At 57.2% G+C, this 18,168-nt stretch carries 15 protein-coding genes and 1 tRNA gene; 9 read left to right on the plus strand and 7 right to left on the minus strand.

Annotation, left to right across the window (positions count from 1 at the left end; genetic code table 11):
- Positions 1-5: 5 nt before the first annotated feature.
- Entirely contained in the window at positions 6-1,319 is a 1,314-nt protein-coding gene (locus E5201_RS07880) for a methyl-accepting chemotaxis protein (RefSeq protein ID WP_140985500.1), read from the minus strand.
- Positions 1,320-1,611: 292 nt separating this feature from the next.
- Between E5201_RS07880 and E5201_RS07885 the strand changes: the two genes are divergently transcribed.
- A tRNA-Asn gene (locus E5201_RS07885) sits at positions 1,612-1,687 on the plus strand.
- Positions 1,688-1,809: 122 nt separating this feature from the next.
- Here E5201_RS07885 and E5201_RS07890 read toward each other — a convergent pair.
- A complete protein-coding gene (locus tag E5201_RS07890; protein ID WP_140985501.1) occupies positions 1,810-2,622 on the minus strand; it encodes a hypothetical protein in 813 nt (270 codons plus the stop codon).
- 151 nt (positions 2,623-2,773) lie between these two features.
- Between E5201_RS07890 and E5201_RS07895 the strand changes: the two genes are divergently transcribed.
- On the plus strand, positions 2,774-3,424 hold the full coding sequence (locus E5201_RS07895) for an LOG family protein (RefSeq protein WP_140985502.1): 651 nt from the start codon (positions 2,774-2,776) through the stop codon (positions 3,422-3,424).
- A 45-nt stretch (positions 3,425-3,469) separates the two neighbouring features.
- Here E5201_RS07895 and gltX read toward each other — a convergent pair whose 3' ends face one another.
- The 3 genes from gltX to E5201_RS14775 all read right to left on the minus strand — a co-directional run bounded on the left by gltX (position 3,470) and on the right by E5201_RS14775 (position 5,964).
- On the minus strand, positions 3,470-4,810 hold the full coding sequence (gltX, locus tag E5201_RS07900) for a glutamate--tRNA ligase (protein WP_140985503.1): 1,341 nt from the start codon (positions 4,808-4,810) through the stop codon (positions 3,470-3,472).
- Positions 4,811-4,955: 145 nt separating this feature from the next.
- The gene (gene dksA / locus E5201_RS07905; protein WP_140986087.1) at positions 4,956-5,384 is read right to left on the minus strand and encodes an RNA polymerase-binding protein DksA; all 429 of its coding nucleotides are present in this window, start codon (positions 5,382-5,384) and stop codon (positions 4,956-4,958) included.
- A gap of 154 nt (positions 5,385-5,538) precedes the next feature.
- A complete protein-coding gene (locus tag E5201_RS14775) occupies positions 5,539-5,964 on the minus strand; it encodes a flagellar assembly protein FliX (RefSeq protein ID WP_181404567.1) in 426 nt (141 codons plus the stop codon).
- Positions 5,965-6,253: 289 nt separating this feature from the next.
- Between E5201_RS14775 and E5201_RS07920 the strand changes: the two genes are divergently transcribed.
- The 6 genes from E5201_RS07920 to E5201_RS07945 all read left to right on the plus strand — a co-directional run bounded on the left by E5201_RS07920 (position 6,254) and on the right by E5201_RS07945 (position 13,463).
- Positions 6,254-7,354: a flagellar basal body P-ring protein FlgI gene (locus E5201_RS07920; protein ID WP_140985506.1), complete on the plus strand. Its 1,101-nt coding sequence runs from the start codon at positions 6,254-6,256 to the stop codon at positions 7,352-7,354.
- Position 7,355: 1 nt separating this feature from the next.
- Complete coding sequence (locus E5201_RS07925; protein ID WP_140985507.1) at positions 7,356-7,649, plus strand: rod-binding protein; 294 nt, start codon at positions 7,356-7,358, stop codon at positions 7,647-7,649.
- A 2-nt stretch (positions 7,650-7,651) separates the two neighbouring features.
- Positions 7,652-8,080 (plus strand): flagellar basal-body protein FlbY, encoded by a 429-nt coding sequence (locus tag E5201_RS07930; protein ID WP_140985508.1) that lies wholly within the window; start codon positions 7,652-7,654, stop codon positions 8,078-8,080.
- 102 nt (positions 8,081-8,182) lie between these two features.
- Positions 8,183-9,403 (plus strand): TadE/TadG family type IV pilus assembly protein, encoded by a 1,221-nt coding sequence (locus tag E5201_RS07935; protein ID WP_246050489.1) that lies wholly within the window; start codon positions 8,183-8,185, stop codon positions 9,401-9,403.
- Between the two features lie 160 nt (positions 9,404-9,563).
- A complete protein-coding gene (gene uvrA, locus E5201_RS07940) occupies positions 9,564-12,518 on the plus strand; it encodes an excinuclease ABC subunit UvrA (protein WP_140985509.1) in 2,955 nt (984 codons plus the stop codon).
- A gap of 147 nt (positions 12,519-12,665) precedes the next feature.
- Entirely contained in the window at positions 12,666-13,463 is a 798-nt protein-coding gene (locus tag E5201_RS07945; protein WP_140985510.1) for a carbonic anhydrase, read from the plus strand.
- Here E5201_RS07945 and E5201_RS07950 read toward each other — a convergent pair.
- Positions 13,460-14,293: a hypothetical protein gene (locus E5201_RS07950; RefSeq protein WP_219993578.1), complete on the minus strand. Its 834-nt coding sequence runs from the start codon at positions 14,291-14,293 to the stop codon at positions 13,460-13,462. The two genes, E5201_RS07945 and E5201_RS07950, sit on opposite strands and share 4 nt — an antisense overlap.
- A 129-nt stretch (positions 14,294-14,422) precedes the next feature.
- On the opposite strand from E5201_RS07950, the gene trmFO reads away from it, so the two are divergent.
- Positions 14,423-15,820: a methylenetetrahydrofolate--tRNA-(uracil(54)-C(5))-methyltransferase (FADH(2)-oxidizing) TrmFO gene (gene trmFO / locus E5201_RS07955; RefSeq protein WP_140985512.1), complete on the plus strand. Its 1,398-nt coding sequence runs from the start codon at positions 14,423-14,425 to the stop codon at positions 15,818-15,820.
- A gap of 144 nt (positions 15,821-15,964) precedes the next feature.
- Here trmFO and E5201_RS07960 read toward each other — a convergent pair whose 3' ends face one another.
- Entirely contained in the window at positions 15,965-18,124 is a 2,160-nt protein-coding gene (locus E5201_RS07960; RefSeq protein WP_140985513.1) for a sodium-translocating pyrophosphatase, read from the minus strand.
- Between the last annotated feature and the right edge of the window lie 44 nt (positions 18,125-18,168).

The following is an 18,168-nucleotide window of genomic DNA, read 5'->3' on the forward strand; positions in this document are numbered from 1 at the left end:
TACAATCAGGCCGCCCTTAACGACCGGATAAAATCATCAATGGCCGCACTTACCCCTTCAGAGGCCGCGCGCACAGCCTCGGCCTGACGGCTGACGGCCTCAGCGGCATCATGGGTTTCCGACGCCACATGCTGCACCGCCTCAATGTCCTGACCGACAGAACGTGAGCCCGCCGCCAGATTGTCCGCCGTTTCTGAAATCTCACGCGTGGCCGCCTGCTGACCGGCTACCGAGCGGGCGATATCTTCGGATGAGGCGCGCAAGGTCTGAATTGTGCCCACAATATTATCAATCGCGGTCACCGCCTCAAGCGTATTGGCCTGAATGTGCTGCACCTTATCGGTTATGTCGCGCGTCGCCTTTTCGGTTTCCTGCGCCAGCGTCTTTACCTCTGAGGCGACAACGGCAAAGCCCGCCCCTGCCTCACCGGCCCGAGCGGCTTCGATGGTGGCATTGAGCGCCAGCAGATTGGTCTGGCGGGCAATGCCCGAAATAATATCGACTACGGCGCTGATTTCATCGGCACTGCGGCCAAGTCGCGCCATCATTTCCGCCGTCTGCTGCGCTTCTTCGGAGGCGCGCGAGGACACATCAGATGAGGCTTCGGTCGCCTGAGCGATATCGGCAGCCGTATCAGAAAGGCCCTGCACCGTCTGCGCCACATGCCGCGCATGGGCCGATGTGCTTTCGGCGGTGGTGGTGACGTTTTCAACCCGCTGCATGGCGGTAAGCGCCGATCCGCTCATCTGACCGGCCGAAGCGCTCATCTCAGCCGACACCTGACGCAGGGTAGCTATCAGCACCGAGACCTGAGATTGCAGGCTTTCAGCCATGTCCCGAAGCACGGCCTGACGTTCCGCTGCCTGAACCTCAGCACGGCGGGCATTTTCCGCTTCATGCGCCATCAGGGACTGGCCATTTTCACGAAACACACCCAAGGCCCGTGCCATGGCACCAATCTCATCGCTGCGGTGTGCGCCGGTTATGTCTGAACTGAAGTCGCGCTCGGCAAAGCGCGACATGTGACGGCTCATACGCTCAAGGGCGGTAAAGACCTCACGGTCAAAATAAACAGCCGCCACAAGCCCCGTCAGACCAACCGCAACAGCCACGACCCAGATGCCTGCCGAAAACTGTTGCGACTGCGCCAAGACAGCCTCAATCCCGCCTACCCCCGTCGCATTGCCATCCCTTAGAGCCTCCAGCTCACTGATGACAAATGCCTGATGCGACAGCGCCATAACAGCGACAGCCCCCAGCACAATAAGAAATACAGCAAACAGCCCCCTGATGCGGGCTTTGATCGGCGGCAATGTCATAAACTTGATCCGGTTACTTCAGTCCACGCCGTACTTAGAAAATGAACCGGTTAAGGAGTTCTGAACACGCTTCACATAACAGGGATACAAATTAACCTTACATTAACGCAAATCAGGCGATCACAGGCTGTCTTTAGATTTTTTGAAGACACCACCATCACCAAACTTTTAAGGCCCGAAAGATTTTTTTTCGGGCTTTTTCTTATTTTGGCATAATTCGTGGATAATTTGCGCAAGGCACTTGCGTTCCGGATCAAAGGCTTGCTATAGGCGCTCACCACGCTGCTGATGTTCCCCGGTAGCTCAGTTGGTAGAGCAGTCGACTGTTAATCGACTTGTCACAGGTTCGAGTCCTGTCCGGGGAGCCATTCTTTTTCAGAAGCAGATCGTTGAGGCAAGCCTCCGAAATCTCTCACCCGATAGTTACAGATAATCCGGCACAGCAGGACGGGTGGCGTTTGCACATGAACCCACGGGATCAATGCAGCCCCTAAAACACCACGGTTGTCTGGGCTCCGCCGCCGGACAGGCCGCGGTGTACATACCACTGGCCGTCCTCAGCCTCAATACGGTTGGCTTGCGGCGCCTTTAGGGTGACCATGCGGTTTTCAGTATTATTCGCCCCACGCACACTCAGTTGAAACCGGCTGCCGATACTGCGGTTAGCGGGCGGGATGAGCGCGTGATAAAGCCCTGTCGCATCGGTACGGGTGCGCGCCGCCGTCTGGCCATCGACCAGCACTTCAATGACAATGTCCGGCAGGGAACGGCCAGACACCGCCATGCCACCGCCCGCATCATAATCAAGCGCCGCCAGAAGCCCTGAGCGCGCCGACATCGGTAAGGTCGCGGCCCCTTCGCGTAAGAAGACCGCCCCCGGATCATCGGTGGCCGCAGACTGTGCCGGAACGAAGACGGTGCCTTCGGCCTGAATCAAACGCCCACCACTTTCCATCAACAGCGTATAAAGACTTCCGCCCGGGCCCTGCGGCACTTCAGCGGTAAACCGCCCTTGCGCATCCGCCGTCACGCCGATGGCACGGCCATCCGCTGCCACAAGGCGCACCCGCCCCTGCGGCACGGCAATGCCACTTACCTGTAACTCACCTTCGGGGTTTATGACGATATGGGTGATCTCAGGCGTGCGGCTATAGCCCATGGACGTCGCGAGATAGGGCGTATCTTTATCGGCCTGAGCCCCCGATGGCCCGCAGCCCGCCAGGGTCAGCAGGCCACAGGCCGTCAGGAGACCAAAGGCCGTCAGGAGAAAGGCGGGGCTCAGTTTCAGCGGAGGAAATGCCATATTTACGGGCCATAGGCGGGGTAAATTACCCCTTCAAATTTTTGCAACCAAAGCCATATAAGCTTATGGACGTTATAATGTCCATAGAATCAAGGTGATGATACTATCGCCGTTTTCTACGGACGCCGCATATATTCAGGATAGATTTTACATGGCCGACACAGGCTCCAAACCCGTTCAGATTCCTCCCGGCATCCTGCCGTCCCCCTGTTCAGCCCAACGCCCGATCCGCTCCATCTGCGTCTATTGCGGCTCATCCGATAATGTGGAACCGCGTTTCAAGATTGAGGCCTATACGCTAGGTAAGACCTTTGCTGAAAACGGTTTGCGGCTTGTCTATGGCGGCGGTGGTGTCGGCCTGATGGGCGAATGTGCGCGCGGGGCGCATGAAAACGGCGGGCGCGTTATCGGCATCATGCCGGAATTTCTGCGCAGCCGCGAACGGCTTTATGATGATGTGGAAACCGTAGTCGTTCAGACTATGCACGAACGCAAGATGCGTCTGTTTGACGAAGCTGACGCCTTTGTCGTGCTGCCGGGCGGGGTCGGTACGCTTGAGGAAGTGATCGAACTGTTAAGCTGGCGTCGTCTCGATCTGCATAAAAAGCCGATCATCTTCCTTAACAGCAACGGCTTCTGGGAAGATTTCTTCGCGCTGGTCAACCACACCATAGAAAAAGGCTTCACGCCTGAGGCTTTCCGGCACACCTATATGAGCGTGGAGACGGTCGAACAGATTCTCGATGCGGTTTCAGAAATGAGCTGCCACGACGAAAGCATCGACACGCGCAAGATGCTTTAGGTCTTTGTTATCTCCCTCCCGCACGGCAGGAGGGAGGTCAACGCTTTACCCCTTGAGACGCGCAGCGATCTTTTCACGCCCGATCAGGAAGCTTATGGCGCCCATATCCGGCCCATGCGGCTTTCCGGTCAGGGCCAGACGCAGGGGCATGAACAGGGATTTGCCCTTGGCCCCTGTCGCGTCCTTGATGGCGCCTGTCCACGCGCTCCAGCTGTCGCGGCCATAGTCAGTGGGCAGCAACTCAAGCGCCTTTGCGGCAAACTCAGCATCCTCAATCACCGGCGCAATCTCACCGCTGACGATATTGGCCCATTCGGCCACATCCTTAAACAGGCTGAGGTTCGGCTTCACCGTGTCCCAGAACAGTTCACCCAGATCAGCGTTTACCGCCCCAAGGCGTGGTTTCGCCTCCGCATAGGCCATGGCTTGCAAAATGCCAGCATTTACACGCAACAGTTCCTCAAGGTCATAACGCGCCGGTGCGCGGCCCATCTTGCTGAAATCCTGCAAGGCCGCCAGAGCCTCAAGCGATTCCGAAGGCTCCACCGGATCAGAAGTGCCGATCTTCGCCAGATGCGAGGTCACCGCCAGCGGCTCATAGCCCTGTGCGCGCATTTCCGAAATCGACAAAGACCCCAGACGCTTGGAAAGCCCCTCCCCGTCCGCGCCAACCAGAAGCGTCATGTGCGCAAAGGTCGGCAGGTTGGCGGCACCAAAGAAATCCGACAGCGCTTCAAAAATCTCAAGCTGAGTGCCGGTATTGGCGACGTGATCTTCGCCGCGAATGACGTGCGTGATCTTCATATCCAGATCATCAACCACCGACGGCAGGGTATAGAGGAATGCGCCATCTTCGCGGATGAGTACAGGATCGGACATCGACGTCGTATCGACTTCGCAATGACCTCGCACAAGGTCTTCCCAGGCGACGCGCTTGCCCTCAAGCTTGAAGCGCCAATGGGGTTTGCGGCCTTCGGCTTCAAAGGCGGCTTTTTCAGCATCGGTCAGGTTCAGCGCGGCGCGGTCATAGACCGGCGGCAGGCCGCGCGACAGCTGCACCTTGCGGCGACGATCCAGTTCATCCGCCGTTTCATAACAGGGGTACAAACGCCCTGCCGCCTTCAGCGTGTCGGCCGCCTTCTGATACAGGTCAAACCGCTTTGACTGGTTATAGCGTTCTCCCCACTCAAGACCGAGCCACTTCAGGTCGGTTTCGATCAGATCTTCGTTTTCCTGCGTTGAGCGCTCAAGGTCGGTATCGTCGATCCGCAGGACGAACACGCCCTGATGCTTCTTCGCATACAACCAGTTGATCAGGGCGGCACGGACATTACCGGCATGGATACGGCCGGTGGGCGAAGGGGCGAAACGAACCTTAACGGTCATGGGTACAAGTCCAGAAAAGAAAAAGGCGCACAGAGGTGCTCTCCATACGCCCAATGACTAAAAGAGAAAAGGTCTGGTTTCTGATGCGCGGCATCATCCACCCTGACCTGATCTTTGTTACGGGTGCAGAGCCTGAGGCCCTGCCTCAGTCGTCGCGATGGACGCGCTCGGAACGCTCGTGACGCTCCTGGGCTTCGATCGACAAGGTAGCGGTCGGTCGCGCCTCAAGACGACCCAGACCGATCGGCTCACCGGTTTCTTCGCAGAAACCATAAGAACCGTCGTCAATGCGCGAAATGGCTTCGTCAATTTTGGAGATCAGCTTGCGCTGGCGGTCACGGGTGCGCAGCTCCAGCGCCCGATCCGATTCCGAAGACGCCCGATCCACCAGATCCGGATGATTTTCCGTCTCCTTCTGCATCACGGAAACCGTCTCTTTCGAACCGGCGAGAATCTCGTTTTTCCAAGTCAGCAGCTTTTTACGGAAATAGGCGAGCTGACGCTCGTTCATATAGTCTTCGTCGTCTGCCGGACGATAGGTATCCACCGGCTTGGAAATGTCGTCAGCACTCATCTCAATTACCACGCCCCGCATTATATGTGTTCATGCCGTTTTTGCCACATACTCAGCAAGAAACAGGCCATGAGGTTTCGCGCGGCTTATAGCCCGTGAATCAAAGGCGTACAATCAAGATTTTGTGAAAAACCAACCGTTCAGAAAAGATAGATTACATTAACTTGCGCTTTGCAAGCTCTACATAGGCGCGAGTCTCGATCTCATTCAGCACCCCCTGAAGGCGGGCATCATCAACCTCTTCACGTTCTGCCTCGATCATTTTCTGCAAGGTGATCAGCGCGTGGTCATTGATCACGCCCCCGAGAAGCGAGATTTTCAACTCCTCAAGCTTGTCGAGAATATCACCGGCGCGGCGCACCTGACGGCGTTTGCGCCCCTGAAGTACATCATCTTCGCCCTGCAAGGCCAGAATAGCGTCAATGCCCCCCAGACTCATAGCAGCTGAGGCCGCAGACGGTGCCGAAGCGCTTCGGGCGCTCGCTGCGCCTTTAAGAGAAAAATTACCGGAAGCCTTAGCCGTGCCGGAAGCCGACGATGCAACGCCGGCTCCTGTCAGGCCGTTTATTTTAAGCGACATGGATGCCCCATATATGGATGACATAGCGGGTAACAGGGCCATTCTGGCGTTTAATGCGCAGGTTTTGTCGCGCGGAATAGATTAAGAATGCCACAACATACTTGATCAGCGGTTAACGCCCGGCATTTTCTTCCCATGGGAATCCGATACCCGGCACAGCCACCCACCCCCAGGCACATTAACTAATTTTTCCACTGATTTTATTTAGGAAAATGAACATTTTTCTGTGGCACACTCCCTGCATACCCTTAGCGCACCATTATGGTTAACGTCCGAACGGAAACCCGACATGCGCTTTATAGCCGCCCTTTTGTCTGCCCTGCTGATGCTGACGCCTGTTTATCAGGCGCAGGCGGCCTCACGCATTAAGGATATTGTCGACGTCGAGGGCGTGCGTAAAAACCAGCTGATCGGATATGGCATTGTCGTCGGCCTGAACGGCACAGGTGACACAGTCCGTAACTCGCCTATGCTCAAACAAAGCCTTGAGGGCATGATGGAGCGCATGGGCGTCAATATCCGCGACGCCAATCTGAATACCAAAAATGCCGCCGCCGTCATGATTACGGCGGAACTGCCGCCCTTCGCTGCGCCGGGGTCACGCATTGATGTGACCGTATCAGCCATGGGCGATTCCAAAAGCCTTCTGGGCGGCACGCTTCTGGTGACCCCGCTGCTCGGGGCCGATGGCGAAGCCTATGCAGTGGCGCAAGGCACGGTTCAGACCGGTGCCATCTCAGCCGGTGGGGCCTCAGGTTCCAGCATCATCAAGGGCGTGCCGACGGCCGGTCGCATTGCTTCGGGCGGTGTCATCGAACGCGAGCTTGGCTTTCAGCTTGATGCCCTGCCGATTGTGCGCCTGACCTTAAAAAATCCCGACTTCACCACCGCCCAGCGCATCGCAGCGGCCATTAATGGCCGCTTCCCCGGCACAGCCTATGCGGAAAACCCGACCATTGTGGCCATTCGCGCACCGGCCAACACCTCGATGTCTGGCTTTGTGTCGCAAATTGAAGCCCTGCCGATACAGGTTGATACGCCTGCCAAGGTGGTGATTGACGAGGTCAATGGCGTCATCGCCATTACCGGTAATGTCCGCGTTTCCCGCGTCGCCATTGCGCAGGGTAATCTGACGGTCAGTATTAACGAACAACCCTTTGTCAGTCAGCCCGGCCCCTTCTCACAGGGGCAGACGGCGATTGTCCCCGACAGTCAGGTCTCTGTCGAAGAAGAGCGCGGGCGCAAACTGCATATACTGGATGACACGGTCGCGCTGTCCGATCTGGTGGCGGGTCTGAACGCGCTTGAAGTGTCACCACGCGACATGATCTCGATCCTGCAAACCCTTAAGGCCGCCGGTGCGCTTCAGGCCGACATAGAGGTGATGTAATATGAGCTACTCAAGCCCCGTAACCGCCGACACCTCACTGAACCTTCAGGCCTCCCAGTTGCAACGCAAAGGGGCCAGACAGACCGGCACTGAGTTTGAAACCATGGTGCTGTCGAATATGCTGCGTCCGATGTTTGAAGGCCTCGAGACAGACGGTATGTTCGGTGGCGGCAATGGCGAGGAAATGTTCCGCTCGTTCTATATCGATGCCATCGCCCAGCAGATGGTACGTTCCGGCGGCATAGGCATCGCCGATCAGGTACAAAAGCAGCTCTTAGCCCTTCAGGAGTCTTAAGCATGTCTTCCGCCAATGAACGCGCCGAACATCTTATTCTGCTGACGCAGCGCCTGAGCGAACGCTTGCGAATTGAAATCGACCTTCTTGAGGCGCACAAACCGCAGGAACTGGCAGGCTCGGTCGAAGATACCCGCACCCTGTCGTCGCATTATCGTCAGGAAACCCTGCGTCTTAAGAACAATCCGTCCCTGCTGGCCGACATCAGCGCGGAAAACAAGGCCGCCCTCAAGGCCGCGACCGAAACCTTCATGGATATATCCGCTCGCCATGCCCAGGCCGTTGAGGCCGCTAAAACCATCTCCGAAGGCATATTACTGGCCATTGCCGAAGACATGGGGGAAAAGGGCCGCACCGCCACAGGCTATGGCCCAGCCGCCACGCCGAAAACAGCGAAGTCGCATTCGCTAACTGGCGGCTACAAGGCCTGATGCCTATTAAGAATTTTTAATTTATTTATAACCATAGGGCTTAACCGGTTTTTCATGACGTTCGGATAATTGATATGCATCAACCTTATCCGGATACCACACATGCGTCTGCGTCTGCCCCGTATAATCCAGCGTTTTCAAGCATCCGATAAGGGCAATGTTGCCATTATTTTCGGCATATCTGCCATGTCACTTCTGGGGCTTGCGGGCGGTGCGCTCGATTACTATTCGGCGGTTAATCTTAAAAGCAAGCTTCAGGATGCGATGGACGCCTCGGTTTTAACCGGCTTGCGTCACCCCGAAGCGAACCGTCAGACCGAGGCGGCAAAGGTATTCCAGACCAATCTGCCGGATAATATCAGTGGCATAACCCCCCGCTATACCCCCGGAGAAAACAGCCTGACCGGCAATGCGTCATTTGAGTCACCGACGACGATCCTGAACCTATTGGGGATTAAGTCCATCCCCTTAAGTGTCACCGCGACCGCTCAGGGCACGCCGGTAAAGGGCAAGACCGCAGGCCCGTGCGTCTATGTGCTTGATCCGAATGGCTCTCAGACTCTGCGCGTCAACTCAGGCCCTGATATTGTGGCACCTGAATGTGAGATTCATGTTCGTTCAACAGCTCGCGAAGCCGCGGTTTTCAATTCGGGCATCAAGCTCGATTTCAAGAAAATCTGCGTCGCCAGTTCTACCGTGCTCGATAATCATCGCGGGCTGAAAAATGTTGAACTGAAATGCGATGCGCATCCCGACCCCTATGCCGGTAAGCTGCCGACCGTAAATGCCGGAAGCTGCCAACATAGCAATCTGAATATCAATGGTGGCACCCAGACCCTCAATCCGGGCACCTATTGCGGCTGGACGAATTTCAATGGCGGCCCCAACATTAAGCTGAACCCCGGCCTCTATGTTATTCAAAATGGCGGCTGGAACGTCAATGGCGGCAACTGGACCGGCGATGGTGTGACCTTCTATTTTGCCGACCAGTCGAAAATCCAGTTCAATTCGGATGTGGCACTTAACCTCAAAGCGCCGTCATCAGGCACCTACAAGAATATACTGATCTTCGAAAAGCCGGGCCTTGGTACTTCGGACTTCATTCTTAATGACGCCCGCTCCAACGAAATGAACGGCCTGATCTGGCTGCCCAGCCGCCGCGTCACCTATAATTCCAAATCTCAGATGAGCAGCCACCATATGACGCTGGTGTCATGGCAACTGACGCTCAATCAGACCAAATGGCGGCTTGATCCCGAAGCCAGCGGTCAGGTCGAAGCCTCAGCCGGTGCGTCCCTGACCAATATCCGCCTGACGCGATAAAGATTTTACCCAACCTCCTGTAACTGCCCCGATGCCCGCGCGTCGGGGTATTTTTTTGCTATACAAAACATATGGAAAACTTTTCCGCTCTGCTGACACTTTTTAGATGCCGTATAAGCTTCTATATAGGGCTTTAAGTAATCAGGATTTCGGATCAGACATGGCCACGCACGACGCCCCGCATAGCAGTTTCAAGGGGCCATCACAGGATTTCATCAAAATCAGAGGGGCGCGTGAACATAACCTCAAAGGGGTTGATGTCGATATTCCGCGTGGGCAACTGGTGGTGCTGACCGGCCTTTCAGGGTCGGGTAAGTCGTCTCTGGCCTTTGACACCATCTATGCCGAAGGTCAGCGCCGCTATGTGGAATCCCTGTCGGCCTATGCGCGTCAGTTCCTTGAGCTGATGTCCAAGCCTGATGTTGACCTGATCGAAGGCCTGTCGCCTGCCATTTCGATTGAGCAGAAGACGACTTCGAAAAACCCGCGCTCAACCGTCGGCACGGTCACCGAGATCCACGACTATATGCGCCTTCTGTGGGCACGGGTCGGCGTCCCCTATTCGCCTGCCACCGGCCTGCCCATTGAAAGCCAGACCATTTCCCAGATGGTCGATAAGCTGGTGGCCCTGCCCGAAGGCACACGTATCCTCCTGCTGGCCCCCTTTGTGCGTGGCCGTAAGGGTGAATACCGCAAGGAAATTGCCGATCTTCAGCGTCAGGGCTTTCAGCGTCTGAAGATAAACGGTGAATATTACGCCATCGAAGACGCTCCGAAGCTGGATAAAAAATACAAGCATGACATCGACGTGGTGGTTGATCGCGTGGTCATCAAAGACGGGTTAATGCAGCGTCTGGCCGACTCGCTCGAAACGGCCTTGCGTCTGGCCGACGGTCTGGCGGTGGCCGAATTTGCCGACAAGGCCGAAGGTGAAGACGAGCCTAAGCGCATTATCTTTTCGGAAAAATTCGCCTGTCCGGTTTCGGGCTTTACCATTGCCGAGATCGAACCGCGCCTGTTTTCGTTCAATAATCCGTTTGGTGCCTGTCCGACCTGTGACGGTCTGGGGGTCAAGCTCAGCTTCGATAAAAACCTTGTGGTGCCTGACCCGTCACGCACTCTAAAAGACGGAGCCATTGCGCCCTGGTCGAAAGGCTCATCCCCCCTCTATGCCCAGACCCTGCAAAGCCTTGGGGTGCATTACGGTTTTGATGTCAGCACCAAGTGGGACACCCTGCCCGACGGTGTGCAGGCGGTGATCCTGTACGGTTCCGGCTCCGAAAAGATCAAGTTCGTGTATGAGGACGGCTCACGCCGCTATGACGTCTCCAAACCCTTTGAAGGCGTCATCCCCAATATGGAACGCCGCTGGCGCGAAACCGATTCCTCATGGGCGCGCGAAGACCTGAGCCGTTATCAGGCCGAAACCCCGTGTGAGGCCTGCGGCGGCAAACGCCTGAAGCCCGAAGCACTGGCCGTCAAGGTCACGGCGCGCGACATTGCCGAAATCTCGCAACTGTCGATCCGTCACGCTCACGAATGGTTCGCCGATCTGGAAAACCACTTAAGCGAAAAGCAGATGGATATTGCGCGGCGCATCCTCAAGGAAATTCTTGATCGCCTGAGCTTCCTCAATGCGGTGGGTCTGGATTACCTTAATCTGTCGCGCAATTCCGGCACCCTTAGCGGCGGTGAATCACAGCGTATTCGTCTGGCGTCACAGATCGGTTCGGGTTTGACCGGCGTGCTTTATGTGCTTGATGAACCCTCCATCGGCTTGCATCAGCGCGACAATGACCGCCTGCTGGAAAGCCTCAAGGGCCTGCGTGACCTTGGCAACTCCGTACTTGTGGTTGAACATGACGAAGACGCGATTCTGACGGCGGATTATGTCATCGATATGGGCCCGGCCGCCGGTGTGCACGGTGGACAGGTCGTCGCCGAAGGCACGCCCGAAGACATCAAGACCAACCCGAACTCTCTTACCGGTCAATACCTTACCGGAAAGCGTGAAATCGCCGTACCGGATCGTCGCCCGATCAACAAAAAGAAGATGCTCAAGGTGATTGGCGCGCGCGGTAACAACCTGAAAAACGTGACGGGTGAGATTCCCGTCGGCGTCTTTACCTGTATCACTGGCGTATCAGGCGGCGGCAAGTCGTCCTTTACCCTCGAAACCCTGCACAAGGCGGCGGCGCGTCGCCTGAACAATGCCTCCGCCAATCCGGCCCCGCACGACCGCATTGAAGGCCTTGAGCATTTCGATAAGGTCGTGGAAATCGATCAGTCGCCGATTGGCCGCACCCCGCGCTCCAACCCCGCCACCTATACCGGTGCTTTCGGCCCGATCCGTGACTGGTATGCAGGCTTGCCGGAATCCAAGGCGCGCGGCTATGGCCCCGGTCGTTTCAGCTTCAACGTCAAGGGCGGGCGCTGCGAAGCCTGTACCGGCGATGGCCTGATCAAGATCGAGATGCACTTTCTGCCGGATGTTTATGTCACCTGCGATGTCTGTAAGGGCAAGCGCTATAACCGTGAGACGCTGGATATTTCCTTCAAGGGCCATTCCATCGCCGATGTGCTGGATATGACCGTGGACGAAGGGGCCGAGGCCTTCAAGGCCGTGCCGACGATCCGCGACAAGCTGAAAACCCTGCAACGGGTGGGCCTTGGTTATATCAAGATCGGCCAACAGGCGACGACCCTGTCCGGCGGTGAAGCCCAGCGCGTCAAGCTGTCCAAGGAACTGTCCAAACGCGCGACCGGTAAGACGCTTTATATCCTCGATGAACCGACCACCGGCCTGCATTTCGAAGATACGCGTAAGCTGCTTGAGGTACTTGATGAACTGGCGGACAACGGCAATACAGTCGTGGTCATCGAGCACAATCTCGATGTCATCAAGACGGCGGACTGGATACTCGATTTTGGCCCCGAAGGCGGTGACGGTGGCGGTGAAATCGTCGCTTTCGGCACACCGGAACAGGTGGCGAATAACCCCGCGTCATGGACGGGCAAATACCTTAAGGACATCCTCGCCCGCCACCGCGACCGGCAGGGCCTAGAGCCCTGCACCCAATTGCCCAGAGGTGAAACCGCGAACGCCGAAGCGTGATCTCTTTATCCTCCCCTGTGAGCTACGCGAACGGGGGAGGTGCCGAGCTTGTCGAGGCGGAGGGGGCAAACCGTCCGCCTCTAACGCCTCATTAACCCTGTTGCGGCATTACTGGTCAGGAACCCTTACCTGAGTCGGAAATTCTCCATGCGCCCTGCCCTTATGGCCACCGCTGTCTGTCTGCTGGCCCTTACCGCCTGTAGCAAGCCCGATGCGCCTAAGGCCACAGAGGCCCAAGGCACCGCCCCCGCTGGCCCCAGACTGGATGACTGGAGTTACTCAGGTGACAACGGCCCCGAACACTGGGCGCGCCTCGGCGGCGATTCGGTCACCTGCGGTCAGGGAAAACGTCAGTCGCCGATTGATCTGACCGGCTTTCCACCGGCAAAGGTCGCCGAGCTGACGCTGGATTATCTGTCTTCAACCGCCACTATCCAGAACACCGGACGCTTCATTCAGGTAAGCCCGTCAAACGGCGGCGCACTGGTGATGGACAAGATCAGCTACAAGCTCAAAAGCTTCCATTTCCGCACACCGTCCGAACACATCATCAATGGTCATCGGGCAGCGCTTGAGACCCAATTCGTGCATGAAAACGATAAGGGCCAGACCCTGATCGTCTCAGTTATGTCCGATATTGGCGTAGCCGACCCGATGCTGGCCCCCATCTGGACGTTCCTGCCCACCGATCCGGGGGCACCGGTGGCCATTCCGGACGTACTCCTCAATGCCCGCGACCTGATGCCAGCGACCGAGGAATTTTACGCCTATGCGGGGTCATTGACCGCCCCGCCCTGCACCGAAGAAGTGACATGGCTTGTCGCGGCCTCGCCTTTGAGCATCAGCCCTGAACAGATTGACGTCTATCAGCGCCTGATAGGCAGCAATGCCCGTCCGGCACAGCCCCGCAATGGTCGCGACCTGCTGCATATCATCGGCGGTTAGTCTGCGGCGTCTGTCCGAAGGGCAACGATCTGCTGATAGGCCGAAGCGAAAAAACCCACCGTCAGCGGCCAGAACAGGCCGATCCCCAGCGCCAGATTGAACCAGACGCTGACCTGTCCCCATGTGGCCGGTACGACCGCGCCAATGAGCACAAACGGCAGGGTCAGCAGAAAATAACCGGCAAACAGTTTTAGCGTCTGGCCCGAAGACAGGCTTAAGGCATTGAGCGACACCACCTGACGCTCACCAATGGTCGCCGCCTGATGCAGCCATAGCTTGATTGACAGGGTGATCAACACAAACATGATAACAACGACGGTCATCAGCAGAATAGCGCCCTGTGGCTGGGGACCGGTGACAAACTCACGCATCAGCCCCTCAAGCGAGCCTGCCCGCTCCGCAAGCCCCGCTGCACTGAGGAACAGCGCCAGCACCACACAGAGCATGACAAACACCATCAGCCAGAACAGGCTGACCAGAATCCCCGCCCCGATCAGTCGCAACTCAGGTTTGGCGAATTGCACACCGCCAAATCCCAGCCCTTCGGTTCTGGCATAACGGCCAAACAGAGCGATACGATAGAGCGCGCCAGTGACGACAAACTGAAAGACCAGCACGGCCAGAATGATGGCTCTCTGCCCCCAGACACCGCCCGCCGCAACAAAAGCCGTCTGTCCGGCAACCACGAGGGCAAACAGAACCACAAGCGCCAGCCAGGCCTGCCCCCATGCCTTAGGCACGAAGGCCACCGAGGCTTTCAGCGCCTGCCACAGATTAAACGATTTTGCGAAACTCATCTTCCCCCAAAGCCCCGTAGCCGCAGACTGCATAGTGACACTCATTGCCTGTATTTGTACAACCGTTTTCGCTTGTAAAGCGCATCCCAAAAAGTGTGAAACGGTTTTTGGATAAAGATGCGCGTCTGCTTTTGATTATTGCCCCCCTCACCTCCAAAGGCTATGAGGTGGCGCATGACAAACCCTGTACATATTATTGGCGGCGGCCTTGCAGGCTCCGAAGCCGCCTGGCAACTGGCTCAGGCGGACGTGCCGGTTATTCTTCATGAGATGCGTGGCGTGCGTGGCACCGACGCGCATCATACGGATGGTCTGGCGGAACTGGTCTGCTCCAACTCTTTCCGTTCCGACGACTGGGAATATAACGCCGTTGGTCTTCTGCACGCGGAGATGCGCAAGGCCAATTCGCTGATCATGGCCTGCGCCGATGCCCATCAGGTACCCGCGGGCGGGGCCTTAGCCGTTGACCGTGACGGCTTTTCACAAGCCGTGACCCAAAGGCTTGAGGCCCACCCGCTGGTAACCATCACGCGCGAAGAAGTCACCGACCTTAAGGGTAAGATCGAGCGCGGCGAATGGCATAGCGTCATCTGCGCCACCGGCCCGCTGACCTCCGATGCCCTGTCGGCAGAGATCGCCGCCCTCACCGGCCACGACCACCTGAGCTTCTTTGACGCTATCGCACCGATTGTTCATTTTGACTCGATCAATATGGACATCGCCTGGAAGCAATCGCGCTACGATAAGGAAGGCCCGTCAGGTGAAACGGCGGCCTATATCAATTGCCCGATGGATAAGGCCCAGTACGAAGCCTTTATCGATGCCCTGCTCGATGGCCCCAAGGCTGAGTTCAAGGAATGGGAAAACGTCCCCTATTTTGATGGCTGCCTGCCGATCGAGGTCATGGCCGAACGCGGGCGCGAAACCCTGCGTTTTGGTCCAATGAAGCCGGTCGGCCTGACCGATCCGAACAACCCGACGGTCAAACCCCACGCCATCATCCAGTTGCGTCAGGATAATGCGCTGGGCACCCTGTATAATATGGTCGGCTTCCAGACCAAGCTGAAGCACGGCGCACAAACCGATGTCTTCCGCATGATACCGGGCCTTGAAAACGCCCAGTTCGCCCGTCTGGGGGGCCTGCACCGCAACACCTTTATCCAGTCGCCGAAGGTTCTGGATCGAAGCTTACGTTTGAAATCCCTGCCTGCCTTGCGTTTCGCCGGTCAGATTACCGGCGTCGAAGGCTATGTCGAAAGTTCGGCTATGGGGCTTCTGGCGGGTCGTTTCGCGGCGGCTGAAGCCAAGGGTGAAACGCTTGAGGCCCCGCCGGAAACCACGGCACTGGGCGCGCTGGTGGGTCACATCACCGGCGGTCATCTGGCGGATGAAAAGTCTTCTTTCCAGCCTATGAACATCAATTACGGTCTGCTGCCGCCGCTTGAGGCCCCCAAGGTCGACGAAGACGGCAAGAAAATCCCGCCCAAGGATCGCGGCCGCGCTAAAAAACGCCTGATGAGCCTCCGCGCCATCAAGGATATCGAAAACTGGCTAAAATAGAAAACAGCCTCCGGAATACTCCGGAGGCTGTTTCGTTGAGCCACAATGGTGTGGCGAAAATGATTAGCTTCCGAGAAACGCCGCGCTTAAGTACGTGAGCAGCGTCTCGCAGGAAGATGATTATTTGCAGACCACCAGTGTGGCTCAACCATGTGCCAGCACCGCCAGCAACAACAACGCCACAATATTGGTGATCTTGATCATCGGATTGACCGCAGGCCCCGCCGTGTCCTTATAGGGATCACCGACCGTATCACCGGTCACCGAAGCCTTATGCGCCTCAGACCCTTTAAGGTGCCTGACGCCGTCCTTATCGACAAAACCGTCTTCAAAGGACTTCTTGGCATTATCCCAGGCACCGCCGCCCGAGGTCATCGAAATAGCCACGAACAAACCAGTGACGATCACCCCAAGCAACATAGCGCCCAACGCTTCAAACGCCGGCACCGCGCCACCAATCCAGTAAACCACCCCGAACAGCACCAGCGGAGATAATACCGGTAACAATGACGGAATAATCATTTCGCGGATCGCCGCCTTGGTCAGCATGTCCACGGCACGACCATAGTCAGGCTTTGAGGTGCCCGCCATGATGCCCTTGTCCTCGCGGAACTGACGCCTGACCTCCTCAACGACGGCCTGCGCGGCGCGGCCCACCGCCGTCATGCCCATGCCGCCAAACAGATAAGGCAGCAAGCCCCCGATCAGCAGCCCTACGACGACCCACGGCGAAGACAGTGAGAAGGTCAGTTCCCCCAGCCCTTCAAAGATACTGCCCGGTTCGGCATTGGCCGCGAAATAGCCAAGATCGGAGGTATAGGCGGCAAACAGCACCAGCGCCCCAAGTCCTGCCGATCCGATGGCATAGCCCTTGGTGACCGCCTTGGTGGTGTTACCCACCGCATCGAGCGCATCGGTCGTATGGCGCACTTCCTTATCAAGTCCTGCCATTTCCGCGATACCACCGGCATTGTCGGTGACCGGCCCGAAGGCATCAAGCGCCACAATCATGCCCGCCAGCGCCAGCATGGTGGTGGTCGCAATGGCAATCCCGAACAGCCCTGCCATGAGATAACAGGAAATAATCCCGCCGACGATAATCAGCGCCGGAACCGCTGTCGATTCCATCGATACCGCCAGCCCCTGAATAACATTGGTGCCATGACCGGTGACGGAGGCCTGCGCAATCGACACCACAGGCCGCTTGCCCGTGGCCGTATAATATTCGGTCACCACGACAAAGCCCGCCGTCACCGCTAGCCCGATCAGTCCGCAGTAAAACAGGTGCAGGCCGGTAAAGCTGTGGGCTGCGCCGCCCGCCGTATATTCGATGACCCGATCAAAGCCCAGTCCGGGCAGATAATGGATCACCGCCGCCAGTGCTGCGATGGATAAAATTCCCGTGGCAATCAGGCCCTTATACAAGGCCCCCATGATGTTCTGAGATTTACCCAGACGCACAAAGAATGTCCCCGCGATAGAGGTCAGGATACAGCCCCCCCCAATAGCCAGAGGCAACAGCACCAGAGGCTGCAAGGCATCAGACGTCGCAAAGAAGATGGTCGCCAGAACAATGGTTGCCACAATCGTCACGGCATAGGTTTCAAACAGATCCGCCGCCATGCCCGCGCAGTCACCGACGTTATCACCGACATTATCGGCGATGGTAGCGGGGTTACGGGGGTCATCTTCGGGGATACCGGCCTCGACCTTACCGACCATATCGCCGCCGACATCGGCGCCCTTGGTGAAGATACCGCCGCCCAGACGCGCGAAGATCGAAATAAGCGATGCCCCGAAGCCCAGCGCCACCAGCGCATCGACCACGGTACGGCTTGAGGTATCAAACCCAAGTCCCTCCGTCAGAACGGCGTAATAGCCCGCCACGCCCAGTAATGCGCCCGAAGCGACAAACAGCCCCGTTATCGCACCGGCGGAAAAGGCGAGGTTCAACCCGCCCGCAAGGCTTTTTGAGGCTGCCTCGGCGGTTCTGACATTGGCGCGGACGGAAATGAGCATTCCCGCATAGCCCGCCGCACCGGACAGTACCGCGCCGATCAGGAAGCCAAAGGCCGCATAACGGCCCAGGAACACCCACGCCAATACAAAAATGACCACCCCCACAATGGCGATGGTCGTATATTGCCGCTTGAGATAGGCCGCAGCGCCTTCCTGAATGGCGGCGGCAATTTCACGCATCCGGTCGCTGCCCTGAGGCTGTTTCAGCAGACGAAATGTCTGAAAAACGCCATAGAGCAAACCGATCAAACCGGCCACAATGACCAGCGATAACTGATTGGACATTCTAAACCCCTGTATGTATGCGGTGACATTCGATTGCCACCATA

The sequence above is a fragment of the Asticcacaulis tiandongensis genome, assembly GCF_006475605.1.
GTDB lineage: Bacteria > Pseudomonadota > Alphaproteobacteria > Caulobacterales > Caulobacteraceae > Asticcacaulis > Asticcacaulis tiandongensis.